The organism is Arthrobacter sp. P1_B11, from assembly GCF_056406715.1.
This window is the reverse complement of sequence record NZ_JBFTZQ010000001.1, coordinates 38,005-52,798: the sequence shown is the minus strand read 5'-3', so window position 1 is coordinate 52,798 and position 14,794 is coordinate 38,005. Positions and strand designations below refer to the sequence as shown.

Sequence of the window (14,794 nt, the reverse complement as noted above, 5' to 3'; positions counted from 1 at the left end):
TTACTGTGAGACGGAAAAAGACCCAAGGAGCATTCGTGGCCAGACCCACCCTCGCAAGTCTGGCCGCCGAGCTGGGGGTGTCCAGGCAGACCATCTCCAACGTGCTCAATGCACCGGCCCGGGTGAAGCCGGCCACACGGGAGCGCGTCCTCGCAGTCATCGAAGCTGCGGGCTACCGGCCCAGCGCAGCCGCACGCCAGTTGCGGACGCGGCGGTCCATGAATCTGGGCATGAGGCTGCTGCCTGCCACTGACGGCATCAACGGCTCCGTCCTTGACCGCTTCCTGCATGCACTCACCGAATCCGCCCAGGCAGCCGGGTACCGGCTGACCCTGTTCTGCGCCGATTCCGATGACGACGAAGTCCTCCAGTACGAACAGCTGCTCCACATCGCCGGCCTCGACGGGTTCATCCTCACCTCCAGCAGACCGGACGACGTCCGAACCCGCTGGCTGCAGGAACACGGAACTCCTTTCGCCGTGTTCGGACGCCCGTGGGACGCGGGCCTGCCGAGCGAATCGGCGAGCCATGCGTGGGTGGACGTTGACGGGGCCGCCGGAACCGCGGAAGCGGTGACCATGCTTGCCCGTCAGGGCCACAGCCGCATCGGCTTCCTGGGCTGGCAGGACGGCGCCCCGGTGGGAGACGCTCGCCGCGCCGGCTGGGAACGGGCGATGCGCGCCTCCGGCCTGGGGCAGCACGTTCCCGGGCTCAGCATGGCCGCGCCCGACACCATCTCCGGAGGGGTCTCCGGCGGCCGGGAGCTCATCGCAAGGGACGCCACGGCCATTGTCTGCGCGAGCGACTCGCTGGCCATCGGCGCGCTGGAATGCCTGCGTGAACTGCGACCGGGACTTTTCGCGCCCGGGCAGCCCGCCGGTCCCGGCCTCAGGGCCGCCGTGGTCGGGTTCGATGACACGCCCGTGGCCGCGGCCTTGGGGCTCTCCAGTGTGGCCCAGCCGGTGGAGGATGCCGCCCGGCACATAGTGCGCCTGCTGACCTGCGAACTTGCCGGCAACGCTGGAGCCGGGGCCGCCCCGGAGGAGCACCTGCTGCTTGCGCCCCGCGTGGTGGAAAGGGTGCCCCTGCCGCTGGCACCGCGCGGGTGAGGTTGAGCGGGTTGCTATGGGCCCGCCAGGACGGCAACGGATGTGACATCTGAACCGTCACGTCATGAAAACTGTGGAGCTAAGGGGATTCGAACCCCTGACCTCTTCGATGCGAACGAAGCGCTCTACCAACTGAGCTATAACCCCGGGGACGCTGCCTCTGGAAGAGGAACCGCAACGCCGGTTTCCCTAGGCTACAAATTTTCCGGCCGCTTTGCCAACCAAGCCTCGAATGTCTCCCGGCCGTAGGGTTCTCCGGGGGCCAAATTCCTGCCCTCGCGCAGGAAATTTCCCATGGCGCCCGGCAGCGGCAGCCCGACGATCACTCCCTTGGCACCCGTGACGCGCTTCCATGTTTCCGCCATCGCCTTCATGTCAACCGTCTCCGGGCCGCCAACCGTCCGAAACCGGTGCAGCTCCTCCGAAGGCGGCTCAACGGCCGCCTCCAGCAGCGCGGCCGCCACGTCGGCAGGCGCAATCGTTTGGACGCGCGCGCCCCTGATTGCAGGAATGATGCCGATCCGGGCCCCGGCAGTGAAGAGTCGAACCACCAGGCTGTGGAATTGCGTTGCCCGGACGGTCACGGTTTCCAGCTCCGAACGTTTATACAGGCGTTCCTTGTCCGCCCTGGCCCGGTAGTAGCTGTAGGTGCTTTGGTCGCAGTTGATGATGGAGAGGAGGACAGCCCTGGCCACCCCGCCGTCCACCGCCGCCGCCAGCAGAAGTGCGCCGCCGGCGGCGAACTGTTTGAGCGCCTTGCCGGCCATGCCCTCCAGGCAGTCAATGACGACGTCGGCACCCGCCACCGCCTCGGACAGCCCCTCACCGGTGGTGACGTCAGCCCGAAAGTAGGTGACGCCGCCGTGGTGCCCGGCACTACCCTCCAACGGCGGGTTACGGCTGAGGACGGCGACGGCGTGACCCTGGGCAAGGGCCTGGCGCACCACTTCGCGGCCAACCTGGCCGGTACCCCCGGCCACACAGATGCGGGTCATGATCCGACGCTACACGAAAGGAGGCTACGCGCGGCGGCGCTGCAGGACGTCGTCCAGGTTGCTCAGCGCGCTCTGCGCCTTAGTCAGCGGCCGGGCTGGCCCGGCATTCGGGGAGGCGACGGCGGGCGCTGCGGCGGGGCCCTGCTTGAGGGACGGCTTGCCGGCTGACTTAGGGGCCTCCGGCAGGTCAAGGGGTTCGGGCGCGGGCCGTTCCGCCTTTGCGGCCTCCACGTAAGTGGGCTTCGGGACCTCGACGGGCTCCCAGCTGGTGGCTTTAGCGGCCGCCGGCTCGGCAGCTTCCTGCGCCTTGGCAGCCTGGCCGCTGTTGTCGCCGGCGGCGAGGGCTACCGCCAGGGCGGCCTCGCGGAGTTCGACGGCGGTCAAGGGCTTGGGCTGGGGGGCTGCGGCTTCAGCGTCGAACAGTTTGCTTTCGCGAAGAACGGCCTCGCCGGCGGCTGCCGGGACGTCAACGCGCGCGGCGCGGTCCACGCGTTCGGCAGGGGCACCCATGGCTGCAGTAAACGCGGCGTTCACCTTCTTGCGGCGATCCCGCACAGCGAGCCTGCGGAGAAGAACGACGGCGGCGATGCCCGCCAGGAACGACACTGCTGGAAGCCAGCCGTTTCCGAGCCCAAAGATCCGCAGCACTCCCGACACGACGGCCGTAGCGAAGAACAGGAGCCCGGCCAGGGCGATGGCGGTCCGCCCATACCGGATCCGGAAGGCGCCTCCGTCCTTGACGGCAGGCTCGCGGCCGGGTTTGCCCGGCGCAACGCCTGCTGCGGATTCGCTGCTCTTCCTGGTGTCCATGGGGTTCTCCTGCTGGGCGGCCATATGAAGGACCGTTCCGGCTTGCGGGTTTGCAGTTTCGTGGTCGACGGGCTCCAGCGTCAGATCGCCGGCAGCCTGGAACTGATGCCGGCCATTTCGGAGCACGTAAGGGGCAACCCACACAATCCAGAGCGCGACAGCGACCACAAGGATGACTGAGCTGCTAAGAGGGAAGTCCACACACAAAACCGTATGAGGAATAGGTGACCTCTTGTGGCATTCGTCTCGGTGTGTCGCTCCCGGGCTCTCAAATCATTGGACTTATGACGAAAAAGTCGCGGCATGTCCCTGTCAGGCGGGCCTCGTGCGCAGCCATCTGCTGAGAAGGCCCTCCGGAACTTCCTCCGAAGTCAAGGCAAACGTGCGGTGGTCCGCCCATTCGCCGTTGATGTGCAGGAACCGCGGCCTGTAGCCTTCGTCGCGGAAGCCAAGCTTTTCCACGACACGCAGGCTCGGCCCGTTTTCGGGGCGGATGTTGATTTCCATGCGGTGCAGCCCCAGAGCGCGGAAGCAATGGTCCGTGGCCATGGCCACCGCGGTCGGAGCGATTCCCTGCCCCGCCCGCGACTCATCCACCCAGTAGCCGAGCGTGGCCATCATGGCAGAGCCCCACACGATGGAGGAGACCGTCAGTTGCCCAACGATGACGGGATCGCGGAAGCCTGGAGTCCATGCCGTGATCACGAATGGCAGTGCCGTCCCCTGGGTGGCCTGGGCATTCAGGGACCGCACCATCTGCCGGTAATCAGGGAGAGCACCGCCCGGCGCGGGGTTGGAAGCCTCCCAGGGTGCCAGCCACTCAGTGTTGCGTGAACGGACCTCTGTCCATTCCCTGCGGTCCCGGTATCTGATAGGGCGCAGGACAAGGTCCCCGCACTCCAGGGTGACCGGCCAGATGTGGCTGCCCCTCATGGGGAGTTACTTGGTCAGGCTGGCGGCGAACTCGGGCAGCCACTCGCGCAGGCCGGGGCCCAGGTCGTCGCTGTCGATGGCCAGCTGGACACAGGCCTTGAGGTAGCTGAGCTTGTCCCCGGTGTCGTACCGGCGGCCGCGGAACACCACGCCGTACACGCCGTAGCCCTCGCCGGTCCCCGCGGCAAGTTCCTGAAGTGCATCAGTGAGCTGGATTTCCCCGCCCCTGCCCGGTTCCGTCTTTTCGAGGACGTCGAAGACGGCAGGGTGGAGCACGTAGCGGCCAATCACGGCCAGGTTTGACGGCGCTTCGTCGACGTCGGGCTTCTCCACAAGCTTGCGGATCCGCACGTAACCGTTCATGTCGGTTTCGTCGATGTCGGCGCAGCCGTAGGCACTGATCTGGGAAGGTTCCACCTCGATCAGGGCGACGACGGAGCCGCCGGTCTTGGCCTGAACCTCGATCATGGTGCTGAGCAGCTCGTCCCGTGCATCGATGAGGTCATCCCCAAGAAGGACCGCGAACGGCTCGTAGCCGACGTGCTGCTTTGCACGCAGTACGGCGTGGCCAAGGCCCATGGGGTCGCCCTGGCGGACGTAGTGGATGTCGCCGAGGTTGCTGGCCGCCTGGATGGATTCGAGCTTGGTGGTGTCGCCCTTGGCTTCCAGCATTGACTCCAGCGAGGGAACCCTGTCGAAGTGGTCTTCCAGGGCGCGCTTGTTCCGGCCGGTGATCATGAGGATGTCATTGAGGCCCACCTTGACGGCCTCTTCGACGACGTACTGGATGGCGGGCTTGTCCACCACCGGCAGCATCTCCTTGGGCATGGCCTTGGTGGCAGGCAGGAACCTGGTGCCGAGTCCCGCAGCGGGGATGACGGCCTTGCGGACTGAAGGCTTAGTGGAAGTCACTGGACTAATGTATCGGAGGGAACATTCATACGGTAAATGCTTCCGGCAGTGGCCCGGTGGGATTCCGCGCGACAAGGAATGAGGCACCATGTCACCAGAGACCCCGCCATCAAAGGATGAGATCCGCTCCCGGCACCGGAAGATCCGGGTGGGAATGCAGCCCGGCGTCCTGTCCGCCGCGGGAGCCGGAATCGCCGTTCATGGGCTGTCCTGGGCGGACAGCATCGCAGCCGGCAGACCGGCGACATTCACTGCCTACCTGGGCGTGGCCTTCGAGCCGCCTACGCTCCCGCTCATAACGGCGCTCTTCCAGGCTGGCTACAAGGTGCTGCTGCCAGTCTGCGAACCTGACCGTGCTCTCAGCTGGGTCCTCTGGAATCCTGCCACCGAATTTGTCCGCAGCAGGTACGCCCCCATCGAGGAACCGGCAGGGGAACGGCACGGGCTGGAGGCCGTCGGGGATGTGGCAGGGATGTTCCTGCCTGCCACAGCCGTGGACGGAAGCGGCAACAGGATCGGTCAGGGCGGCGGATACTACGACAAGTTCCTGGCAGCCATGGACGCAACCGGCGTGCACGCACCAAGGGCCGCGGTCATCTATGATTCCGAGCTCCTGCCCGCCTCGAGCATTCCTGTTGAAAGCTTTGACCGCCCCGTCGACGCGGTGCTCACACCCTCCGGTGTGGTCCAACTGACATGATGGTTACCGCAGCAAGGTGATAGAATTGGCACTCAGGCCCTGCGACTGCTAATGGAGCCATTTCCGGCACGGAATTCCGTCCAGTATCTTCCCGGAGATGGCGACTTGGCAGCACTGGACCTGTCGTTTGTCCAAGAGGAGGATCTACAGTGCCCACGTATGCCTATGCCTGCAAGGATTGCAGCCATGCCTTTGACATCGTGCAGTCATTCACCGACAGCACTCTGACGTCCTGCCCCGAATGCCAGGGGACCCTGCGCAAGAAGTTCAACAGCGTCGGCGTCGTCTTCAAGGGCTCCGGTTTTTACCGGACGGACTCGCGCGACGCCAAGGGCAGCACGGTCTCACCGTCGCCCGCCACGTCATCGCCGGCGGCCGCCGCTCCCTCGAGCGCGCCTGCCGCTGCCGCCAGCTGAGCTGACCGCGTACTTCGTAGCGCCCAGTTTTTTGCAGAACGCAGTCTTGTGCAAGACGCAGTTTTGAGTAAAGCGCAATTTCCCGCGTAGGGGCTTGCCTGCCTGTGGACGTTTTCCACCACATTTACGTTTTCCACATAGAGCGGCAGTCACCTGTTGCTGACGAGCGGCGGCTCCGTAGCGTGGCAGCATGCCAGCCATCGGATTGTTTCCCCTCAGGGCCTCCCGTCCCGCCGCCCGCAGCAACCAGCGCAATGCCGTGCCCCGGACCGGGCGGTCCGGGACCGGCCGCCTGACAGCCTGGCTGAACCGCAACCGCCGCCTGGCTGTGGCGCTACTGCTCTGTGGGGCGGCCGGAATCGCCGTCCACCAGCTGACCCCGGCCCCCGCACACACAGTCTCGGCTCTCGCCGCCGCACGGGACCTGCCGGCCGGGGCTACGCTTGGCAGCACAGACCTGGCCGCCATCAATGTTCTGCCCTCCATGCTCTCCGCTGGAACATTTACGGAAGCAACGGGACTGAATGGCAAGCAACTGGCCGCACCGCTCCGGATGGGGCAACTCTTCACAGACGCCCAGCTGGTGGGGCCCGGCCTGCTTACCGGCGCTCCACCCGGCTCAGCCGCCGTGCCGCTGCGGATGGCGGACCCCTCGTCAATCCGGCTCGTCTCCCCCGGCCAGCTCGTCAACGTCGTACTCACCAGCGGCAGTGGTTATGAGCAGAAGGCGGCTTCCAAAGTTCTCGCCACGGCGGTGCCCGTACTGTGGACCTCGGCCGAGGAGGGCCAGGACGGACAGTGGCTCAGCTCCGGGGACTCCGACGGTTTGATGGTGGTGGCCGCCACCCCGGCCGAGGCAAGCGCCCTGGCGGGGGCGTCAACGCAAGGAAAACTCTTTTTCGTACTCGTGGGCCCAGGCCCGTGACACCGCATGAACTCAGCTACGGCTAGCCCCAGTGCGGCGGCTTCTGCTCCTTGAGCCAGGCATCATGGTCGTTGTCGGATTCAGAGTCGCCCCAGGCCCTGGGATCGTCCTCAGACGCTTTGTTGGGCACCGCGCTGCCCGGTTCCAGCGGACCCGATGGCTTCGCCGGAGTGGGAGCCGCAGTGTGAGTGGGAGGCGTTGAACCCGGGCTGGATTCATTGTTCACTGCATCACGATTCACTGCGCTCTCTCCTGCCTGTCCTCGGTATCACCGTCGTAATCGTTCTCGGCGCCGTTTTCTACCTCGTCCTGATCCGGGGTGTCCACGCCGCCCCTATCGTCGTCGTCCCGGTCCTCATCGTCGACGTAGTCCTGGTCCGGGTCTTGCCGGTACGGCTCCTGATCCGCCGACGGCTCATAGGATCCCGCCAGGCTTGTGACGTCGTCATCGAGGAAGCCCGGCCCCGCCGCGGACCTGACGGGACGAGCCGGCTTCTCGAGTCCGAGGTAGCCGCCGATCCGGTCAGCGCACGCCGATGGATCCGTGAACACCTCAATCGTCCACAGCGGCATATACCGCCAGCCGAGGCGCTCCAGAAGCTGCGGGCGCAGCCTGCTGCGTTCACGGACCGTCATCTGCCGGTACTGCTCGGTGCCGTCAGACTCGATGGCTACCGGGCGCGGAATCTCGGCCTCGTCCTGGCCCATCGTGCTCAGGGGGTCGGCAGCGGCCACGACGTCGATGACACCGTCGTACTGGTGCCAGACGCGAGCCCCGCGTGCCCGGAGCCGGTCGCCCAGGTCGGCCACGAGAGGATCTGCCCCGAGCGCCTGCTCGCTGGCCGCGGCGCGGGAAGCCGGAGTCCCGAGGTCGGTGTTGCCGGCGATTTCCCGGTCAAGCAACTCATAGAGGTCCACGGCTCCGTGTGCCAGCCGGGTCCGGTCAAGGTCTTCCGGCTTGAAGCACGTCAGGACATGCAGGGACTGGCGGGCGCGGGTCATTGCCAGGGCAAACTTGGCACGGCCGCCCTCGGCAGAGAGCGGACCAAAGTTATGGAGTGCCCGGCCGTGGGGCGTCCGGCCATAGCCGGGGGAGAAAATCACATGGTCGCGGACCAGACCCTGGGCACGCTCCAGATCCACGACGCGGAACGATTCCTCGCCCGCGGTGAAGAATTCGGCGAGCATCGGATAGTTGGGCAGTTGCGTTCGGATCGCCTCGCCGATCCTCGCGGCGTGCCGCAAGCTGGCGGTGACGACTGCAAGGGACGTGCGGGGACGGAAGCGGGCGTGTTCGAACACCAGCTCCACCACCCGGTTCACTTCGGCCACTACCGACTCCACGCCCTCGTGGTCCGCGCTCGGCAGTCCCGTGCCGTCGGGCAGGTACTCCACCAGCAGGGCACGGTCCAGCCCAGTCGCGGACTGGCCTTCGGGCAGCCGGCGGAGGCCGCCGTCGTAAAAACCCTTGCTGAGCTGCAGGACGAGGTCCTCGTCCACCGCGCGGTAGACGGACCGCAGCCGCCACATCGGCAAGACCTCGGCAAGGGCGCTGAAGGCGCTCCCCACACTCTGGTGCGTCGGTTCCCCGGCAGCGAGCCGCTCCACCGCCACCGTGAAGGAACGGGGGCTCGCAATCTTGTCGTCGCCAAAGGCAATAACCTGCTTGGCCCGGGCCACGGCGGGCAGGACCGCCTGGAGCGAGGTCGCTTCGGCGTCGAGAATCACCACGGCGTCAAACTTCTGCTCGGCCGGCAGGAGACCGGTCATAAGGTACGGGCTGACCGACCAGACAGGTACCAGCATGGGAACCAGCGCGGGAGCCTGGGCCGTGAGCGCCGCAAGGGTGACCCGCCCGTCCTTGAGGAGGCTCCGGAGGAGGTCCGCCTGGCGCGGGTTCTCCGCGATGCCGGCACTCCAGCGCTCGGCGAGCTGCCACCGCAGCCGCCCGGCACCGCTGGCGATGTGGGCGTTGTCGGCAAGTCTGTACTCGGCTTCGAGCTGGCGCAGGGCGCCGCCGTCGGACATGGCGAGGTAGTCGTCGCCGCTGATCATTGCTTCGAGCGCGGACTGCCACCAGGCCAGGTCAAGCTCCGCCGCGACGGACTCCGCCGGGACCTCCCGCTCCGAGAGGTCGGCAAGCAGTTCGCCGAGGCCGTGCTCGCGCATGTTCTCGATGAGGAGTGTGCGTTCAGGCAACGTCTGGAGGGTCTGGGTGTCCGCCACCAGCCGCTCCAGCCGCTCCATCAGTTCCGGGTAGGCCGTTTTTTCGAGTGCTCCACCGGCCGCCGTATGCCGCAGCGCGTCTCCGAGCATCTTCAGTTCGCGGGTGAGCCCGCGGTACATGATGCTGATCTCGGCGAGGCCGGATGGAACCGCCGGATGCCGCTGCGTGGTGGCATAGTCCGACCACAGGGCACGCTGCTCCTGGACCAGCGCCAGCGAACTGTGAAGGTCGGCGATGTGCACGCCCGGGCGGACGTATTCCTTCGCTACGCGGCGCAGGCGCGACCGCTGCATGGACGGCATGTCGATGCCGTGCTCACGCCGCCAGGCCGACGACGCGGTCGCGGAGATCAGGTCGTGGACCGGCCGGTCGAAAATGTCCGGGGTGAACTTATCCAGGCTCTCCCGGACTGCCACCAGCAACCGGAGCTGGGCACCCCACTCCGCAAAGTTCCCACCGAGCCGGATCTCGGCATGGTCCGCGACGTCCTTCATGCGGCTGTGCAGCACCGGCAGCTTTTTCTCCACCGAGCGCGCGAGCTCCTGCGCTTCTTCTGTCTCCTTGCGCGTCACGAGGCGGGCGCCGTGCCACGGGCTGGACGTGGAAGCGCTGCTGAAGCTCCCGAGTTCCGCGGCGCGCTTCAGCCGGCCCGCGAGTTCTTCCCGGTCCCGGATGTTGTCCAGCACGCTGCGCTTCAGCCGCACGGTGGTGGCCGGGGCGGGCTGAATTGAGGTCAGTTCCGCCAGCGACTGCATTGCTTGGTAGGGCGAGCAGCCCCATCGCTTGCGGACGTTGTGCAGCGACGCCACGTGGTCCATCAGGGCGTGCCGGTGCTCGATGAGTGTCTTGTGCAGGCTGCCCAGCCGCGGCTCGGCTGATTTTTCGTTCCGCACGATTGCCCTGACCAGCTGCCCCTTGAGCTGCTGGGGCGTCGCGCTGCCGGACAGCTGGAACAGGATGGACTCCAGCCCCAGGCCCTCGAAGCGGGCAGCCACTTCATTGAGGCTGGCGCGCCGGTCCCCCACCACGAGGACAGTCTTGCCTTCATCCACCAGCGCACCAACGGTATTGATCGCCGTCTGGGTCTGTCCGGTGCCGGGCGGGCTGCTGACCAGGAGCGAGTCCCCTGCCCGCACGGCGTCGATCACATACTGCTGGTCCGCGTCGGCGTCGAGCAGGAGCAGTTCGCTGGCTGGATCACGTTCGTCCACGCTCGGGAAGCGTCCGGGCTGCAGCACCGGGAGGTCACCGGCTTCCCCGGCCGCGGCACGGGACAGGGCGGCCACGAGGGGGTTTTGCTGGTTGATCCAGGGGTCGTCGAGGTTGCCCGCAAGGTCCGCGAACGTCGAAACGAGCAGGTTGTGCTCCACCTCGGCGCCGTGGATGGGTTTGACGAGGGTGCTGAGTCTGTCCAGCACGGGCTGCGGGTCGAAGCGTGCGGTGCTGTAGGCCATCCTGGTGACGGCGTTGACGTCGAAAACGATGCCGTGGATGGTCTTCAGGTGGCGGATCAGTGCCGGATTGATGCGGGCCTGTTCCGTGAGCTGAAGCTCGTAGTCGTCTTCCCCGGGCCTGATGGTAAGGGAGATGGCGGTCAGCATGACCGGCGCCGATACTCGCTGGGGCTTGCCCCCGACGGCGGATGTCCACACCACGGTCCCGGCGGACAGGTAACCGGCTTCGATGCCGCGGTCGTTGGCCAGCTCGAAAATCTTGGAGCGAAGGTTCCGGGAGGCGCGGGCAGCCACAACATACTGCTGGTGGTCGCGGATCAGCGTGGACAGCCTGGTGCGGCGTCCGGCCATGAGCTGGGCAAGGCCGGATGGGTGGGCATGCGTCAGGTCTATGGAACCTTCAGGCGTTTTGGTGAAGCGCAGCATGGTGTCCGCTCCGGTGACGGGCTTAAGCCCGGACAGCCACTTCCTGAGCTCCTCCGAACCCTCTGAGTCGACCTGACCAACTGACACTACTGCCTTCTTTTCTGCGCTTGCACGTGACGCCTTGGACCATACGGGCATACTTTCGAGCGTAGCCGGAAACGGCCGCTGGTGAGAGACCGCAACACTGGAACGGGCTAAGTTGCGGCGCATTTCACCCTGCGCCGGTTGCGCGGGACAAACGGCAGTCCCAAACCATGCTTGGCAGAAAGCCAAATGGCCGGCCTCCTCGCGGAGACCGGCCACTCAAAACGCTATTCCCACTCGATGGTTCCCGGCGGCTTGCTGGTGACGTCCAGCACCACCCGGTTGACACCGTCGACTTCGTTCGTGATCCGGTTCGAAATCCGGGCCAGCAGATCGTACGGCAGGCGTGACCAGTCGGCCGTCATGGCGTCCTCGGAGGAGACGGGACGCAGCACGATGGGGTGCCCGTAGGTCCGGCCGTCGCCCTGGACTCCCACGCTGCGGACGTCCGCGAGCAGCACGACGGGCATCTGCCAGACGTCGTTGTCGAGGCCGGCAGCGGTCAGCTCGGCGCGGGCAATGGCGTCCGCCTTGCGCAGCAGGTCGAGGCGTTCCTTGGTGACCTCGCCGACGATCCGGATCCCGAGGCCGGGGCCGGGGAAGGGCTGGCGGCCCACGATTTCCTGCGGCAGGCCCAGCTGTGCACCAACGGCGCGGACCTCGTCCTTGAACAGGGCGCGCAGCGGCTCGACCAGCTCGAACTGCAGGTCCTCAGGCAGCCCGCCCACGTTGTGGTGGCTCTTGATGTTCGCCGCACCCTCGCCGCCACCGGATTCGACGACGTCCGGGTACAGGGTTCCCTGCACGAGGAACTTGATCTTTTCGCCGTGCGCGGCAGCTTCGGCGATGATGGCAAGCTCGGCTTCTTCGAACGCGCGGATGAATTCGCGGCCGATGATCTTGCGCTTGGTCTCCGGATCGCTGACGCCGGCCAGGGCCGACTGGAAGCGCTCCTGCTCGTTGGCCACGTAGAGCTTGACGCCGGTGGCGGCCACGAAGTCGCGTTCCACCTGTTCGGCTTCGCCTTCGCGCAGCAGCCCATGGTCCACGAACACGCAGGTCAGCTGGTCGCCGACGGCGCGCTGGACGAGGGCGGCAGCGACTGCCGAGTCCACGCCGCCGGAGAGGCCGCAGATGACCCGGGCGTCGCCGATCTGCTTGCGGATCCGGTCCACCTGTTCCTCGAGGATGTTGCCCGTGGTCCAGTTCGGTTCCAGCTTGGCGCCCTTGAACAGGAAGTTCTCGAGGACCTGCTGGCCGTAGGCGGAGTGCTTGACCTCCGGGTGCCACTGCACGCCGTAGAGGCACTTTTCCTCGTTCGCGAAGGCTGCAACCTCGGCGCCGGCGGTGGTGGCCAGCACTTCGAAGCCTTCCGGTGCCTCGTGCACAGAGTCGCCGTGGCTCATCCACGTGTTCTGGTGCTGCGGCATCCCCTCAAGCACGGAGCGGCCCTCGCCAAGGATGGTGGTCTGGGTGGAGCCGTACTCGCGCAGACCGGTCTTGTCGACCTTCCCGCCCAGCGCGTTGGCCATGGCCTGGAAGCCGTAGCAGATGCCGAAGACCGGGACGCCTGCCTCGAAGAGGTCGGCGCCGACACTCGGCGCGCCGTCGGCGTAGACGCTGGAAGGCCCGCCGGAAAGGATGATGGCGGCAGGGTTCTTGGCCAGGAGCTGCTCGGTGGTGTAGGTATGCGGAACCACTTCCGAATACACATTCGCTTCCCGGACGCGGCGGGCAATCAGCTGCGCGTACTGGGCACCGTAGTCAACAACCAGCACCGGCTTCTGGGAAGTCTGGGATGCAGTGGGAGTAGTCACCGTCCTAGACTACTTTGCACGGTCACCCGCACGCACCTTAAGGGGCCCTGCTGTGACGCACGAAACGTCAACGGCAGCCTAGTAGCGGCTTGCCGCCTCCGGGTTGGCGGCGAGTTCGGCCTCCACCTCGGCGTGGAACTTCTTCTCCACGATGAAGGACAGGAAAGGGACCACCCCGCCGAGCGCCAGCAGGACCATCTTGGCGAACGGCCAGCGCATGAGCGTCCAGAGCCGGAAGTTGGACATGAGGTACACCACGTACATCCAGCCGTGAACAATCAGCACCGTCACCGATACGTTGACGCCGCCGAGCACACCCTTGGGCTCCGCGTCCGCAAACCCGAACCCGAACGGCTCGCCGGTCACTGCGTCCGTTCCGCCCGCGAACAGGTACTGGCCGAAGGCGTAGCGGGCCACCAGTTCCGAGCAGAGCAGCAGCAGCATGGCACCGGTGAGGTAGGCCATGACCTTGTAGAACTTCAGGGCAGAACGGATCTGCGCCTGCGTGCCGCCGAAACGTCGCTTCTTCGCCCCCGCGCCCGCTGAATTCGATGGCTGCGGCTGGATGGCAGGCTTGGGTTCAATCATGGCTGTACCTTTTGTTGGGTCTGGTCGTGATGGGTCTGTCCGCCTTGGGACTGTTCGTGCTGGTCATCAAGCTCGTCCTCAAGGCGCCGCTGGTGGTCGTCCTTGACCAGCCGCCACCAGATGAAGAGGGCGAAACCGGCGAAGACAATCCATTCCACGGAATAAAAAAGATTGAGCCAATTGATCTTTGCCGGCGGGGGCTGGGCGCCAATGCTGAGCGGCTCGAGGCCGCCGGCGGCGCCGGCAGCACCGACGTCGGACGTTCCGGAAAGCTCGGCAGTGGCGGAAACGAAAGCCGGGTAGCTGCTGACGTTCCAGACGTTGATCAGTTCCGCGACCGACACCGCGGAGGCCTGACCCGGTGCGGGGGCAATATTGGGCACCGGCGCCTCGGACGGCAGGAGCCGCCCGGTCAGCCGGATGGTGCCCGACGGCGGGGCGCCCGCTTCCGCGGGATCGGCAATCCATCCGCGCGCCACCGGTATCCAGGTTTTCGGGGACGCTGCCGTGCCCTTGAGCACCGGGGCGTCGGTGACGGCGAAGGCCGCAACCACCCAGTATCCGGTCTTGCCGCCCTTAAGTCGGCCCGGAACGAGGACCTGCTTGGCGGGATCATAGGTGCCGGTGGCGGTGACCATCTGGTCGGCCACCGAACCGCGGAAGAATTCGCCGGGTTTCAGCGTGCCGGTGAGGTCCTTGACTTCCTCGGTGGTCGGATTGACCGGCACCTCGGGCGTCGTGGACCTGCCGAACTGCCACTGGCTGAGCAGCACAAACACACCGGAAAGGACGATCGCAAAAACGAGGCCTGCGATCCACCGGGGCTTGAGGGCTGTTTTCCACACCCCTTAACCGTACTTCGTCCGCGTGTAGAACAACGAAACGGCTGGTGGTTCCACAGGTTTCAGTGGTCGAAGAAGACCAGGCTCGAGTTGATCAGTTCCGCGATCACTTCGGCGTCATACGCCCGGCGCAGGGACTCACGGAAGGATTCCTTGGACAAGGACCTGGCGAGGGTGGCCAGCACCTCGAGGTGGTCCGAGAAGGAGCTCGCGGGAGTGGCGATCAGGAGCACCACGGTTGCCGGGCCGTCGGCAGCGCCGAAGTCGAGGGCTTTCCCGTACTTGGTGATGCCCACGGCGATGGAGGTCCGTGACACAAATTCGCTGCGGGCGTGAGGCAGTCCCACTCCCCCGGGCAACCCGGTAGCCAGCTGGTGCTCCCGCGCGTTGACGTGCTTCAGGAAGCCGTCGAGGTCGGAGATGCGGCCGGCGTCGTACAGCTTGCGGGCAAGCTGCATCGATGCATCCAGTTTGTCCGTTGCGTCCATCTCCAGAATCACCATTTCCGGTGTGGTGAGCTCCGCATCGTAACGGTCCAGTGGTTCCGCCAAAGTGG

At 66.2% G+C, this 14,794-nt stretch carries 14 protein-coding genes and 1 tRNA gene; 4 read left to right on the top strand and 11 right to left on the bottom strand.

The features are described 5' to 3' along the window. Positions 1 to 35 precede the first annotated feature (35 nt). A complete protein-coding gene (locus AC1D14_RS00230) occupies positions 36 to 1,109 on the top strand; it encodes a LacI family DNA-binding transcriptional regulator (protein WP_230118645.1) in 1,074 nt (357 codons plus the stop codon). Between the two features lie 74 nt (positions 1,110 to 1,183). Here the strand turns inward: AC1D14_RS00230 and AC1D14_RS00225 are convergent. The 5 genes from AC1D14_RS00225 to galU all read right to left on the bottom strand — a co-directional run bounded on the left by AC1D14_RS00225 (position 1,184) and on the right by galU (position 4,759). Further along, positions 1,184 to 1,256: transfer RNA gene (locus AC1D14_RS00225), tRNA-Ala, on the bottom strand. A gap of 47 nt (positions 1,257 to 1,303) precedes the next feature. Further along, positions 1,304 to 2,104 carry an SDR family oxidoreductase gene (locus tag AC1D14_RS00220; protein ID WP_230118644.1) on the bottom strand — a complete coding sequence of 267 codons (801 nt, stop codon included), beginning with the start codon at positions 2,102 to 2,104 and terminating at the stop codon, positions 1,304 to 1,306. 24 nt (positions 2,105 to 2,128) lie between these two features. After that, complete coding sequence (locus tag AC1D14_RS00215; RefSeq protein ID WP_230118643.1) at positions 2,129 to 3,115, bottom strand: hypothetical protein; 987 nt, start codon at positions 3,113 to 3,115, stop codon at positions 2,129 to 2,131. A 111-nt stretch (positions 3,116 to 3,226) separates the two neighbouring features. Further along, positions 3,227 to 3,847, bottom strand: a complete 621-nt coding sequence (locus AC1D14_RS00210) for a GNAT family N-acetyltransferase (protein WP_476880727.1) — start codon at positions 3,845 to 3,847, stop codon at positions 3,227 to 3,229. 6 nt (positions 3,848 to 3,853) lie between these two features. Continuing rightward, complete coding sequence (gene galU / locus AC1D14_RS00205) at positions 3,854 to 4,759, bottom strand: UTP--glucose-1-phosphate uridylyltransferase GalU (RefSeq protein ID WP_230118641.1); 906 nt, start codon at positions 4,757 to 4,759, stop codon at positions 3,854 to 3,856. An 88-nt stretch (positions 4,760 to 4,847) separates the two neighbouring features. Here galU and AC1D14_RS00200 point away from each other — a divergent pair, with 88 nt between their 5' ends. From AC1D14_RS00200 to cpaB, 3 genes are all read left to right on the top strand, one after another. After that, positions 4,848 to 5,459: a 5-formyltetrahydrofolate cyclo-ligase gene (locus AC1D14_RS00200; protein ID WP_230118640.1), complete on the top strand. Its 612-nt coding sequence runs from the start codon at positions 4,848 to 4,850 to the stop codon at positions 5,457 to 5,459. A gap of 149 nt (positions 5,460 to 5,608) precedes the next feature. After that, positions 5,609 to 5,875 (top strand): FmdB family zinc ribbon protein, encoded by a 267-nt coding sequence (locus tag AC1D14_RS00195; protein ID WP_230118639.1) that lies wholly within the window; start codon positions 5,609 to 5,611, stop codon positions 5,873 to 5,875. Between the two features lie 190 nt (positions 5,876 to 6,065). Beyond that, a complete protein-coding gene (gene cpaB / locus AC1D14_RS00190; RefSeq protein WP_230118638.1) occupies positions 6,066 to 6,800 on the top strand; it encodes a Flp pilus assembly protein CpaB in 735 nt (244 codons plus the stop codon). Between the two features lie 22 nt (positions 6,801 to 6,822). Here the strand turns inward: cpaB and AC1D14_RS00185 are convergent, their stop codons facing one another. From AC1D14_RS00185 to AC1D14_RS00160, 6 genes are all read right to left on the bottom strand, one after another. Further along, positions 6,823 to 7,041 (bottom strand): hypothetical protein, encoded by a 219-nt coding sequence (locus tag AC1D14_RS00185; protein WP_476967993.1) that lies wholly within the window; start codon positions 7,039 to 7,041, stop codon positions 6,823 to 6,825. Beyond that, positions 7,038 to 11,045 carry an AAA family ATPase gene (locus tag AC1D14_RS00180; protein ID WP_476967915.1) on the bottom strand — a complete coding sequence of 1,336 codons (4,008 nt, stop codon included), beginning with the start codon at positions 11,043 to 11,045 and terminating at the stop codon, positions 7,038 to 7,040. Before AC1D14_RS00180 ends, AC1D14_RS00185 begins: the two co-directional genes overlap by 4 nt. Positions 11,046 to 11,218: 173 nt before the next feature. After that, a complete protein-coding gene (gene guaA / locus AC1D14_RS00175) occupies positions 11,219 to 12,808 on the bottom strand; it encodes a glutamine-hydrolyzing GMP synthase (RefSeq protein ID WP_230118637.1) in 1,590 nt (529 codons plus the stop codon). A 78-nt stretch (positions 12,809 to 12,886) separates the two neighbouring features. Next, a complete protein-coding gene (locus AC1D14_RS00170; RefSeq protein ID WP_230118636.1) occupies positions 12,887 to 13,396 on the bottom strand; it encodes a DUF3817 domain-containing protein in 510 nt (169 codons plus the stop codon). Continuing rightward, complete coding sequence (locus tag AC1D14_RS00165) at positions 13,393 to 14,241, bottom strand: SURF1 family protein (RefSeq protein WP_230118635.1); 849 nt, start codon at positions 14,239 to 14,241, stop codon at positions 13,393 to 13,395. The genes AC1D14_RS00170 and AC1D14_RS00165 overlap by 4 nt, the downstream gene beginning before the upstream one ends. Positions 14,242 to 14,300: 59 nt before the next feature. Beyond that, a complete protein-coding gene (locus AC1D14_RS00160; protein ID WP_230118634.1) occupies positions 14,301 to 14,789 on the bottom strand; it encodes a PTS sugar transporter subunit IIA in 489 nt (162 codons plus the stop codon). Between the last annotated feature and the right edge of the window lie 5 nt (positions 14,790 to 14,794).

Bases quoted from the DNA above. Each gene is read 5' to 3' on its own strand.
- AC1D14_RS00210 (WP_476880727.1), bottom strand. From the start codon at position 3,847: ATGAGGGGCAGCCACATCTGGCCGGTCACCCTGGAGTGCGGGGACCTT.
- AC1D14_RS00200 (WP_230118640.1), top strand. From the start codon at position 4,848: ATGTCACCAGAGACCCCGCCATCAAAGGATGAGATCCGCTCCCGGCAC.
- AC1D14_RS00170 (WP_230118636.1), bottom strand. From the start codon at position 13,396: ATGATTGAACCCAAGCCTGCCATCCAGCCGCAGCCATCGAATTCAGCG.
- AC1D14_RS00180 (WP_476967915.1), bottom strand. From the start codon at position 11,045: ATGCCCGTATGGTCCAAGGCGTCACGTGCAAGCGCAGAAAAGAAGGCA.
- AC1D14_RS00220 (WP_230118644.1), bottom strand. From the start codon at position 2,104: ATGACCCGCATCTGTGTGGCCGGGGGTACCGGCCAGGTTGGCCGCGAA.
- cpaB (WP_230118638.1), top strand. From the start codon at position 6,066: ATGCCAGCCATCGGATTGTTTCCCCTCAGGGCCTCCCGTCCCGCCGCC.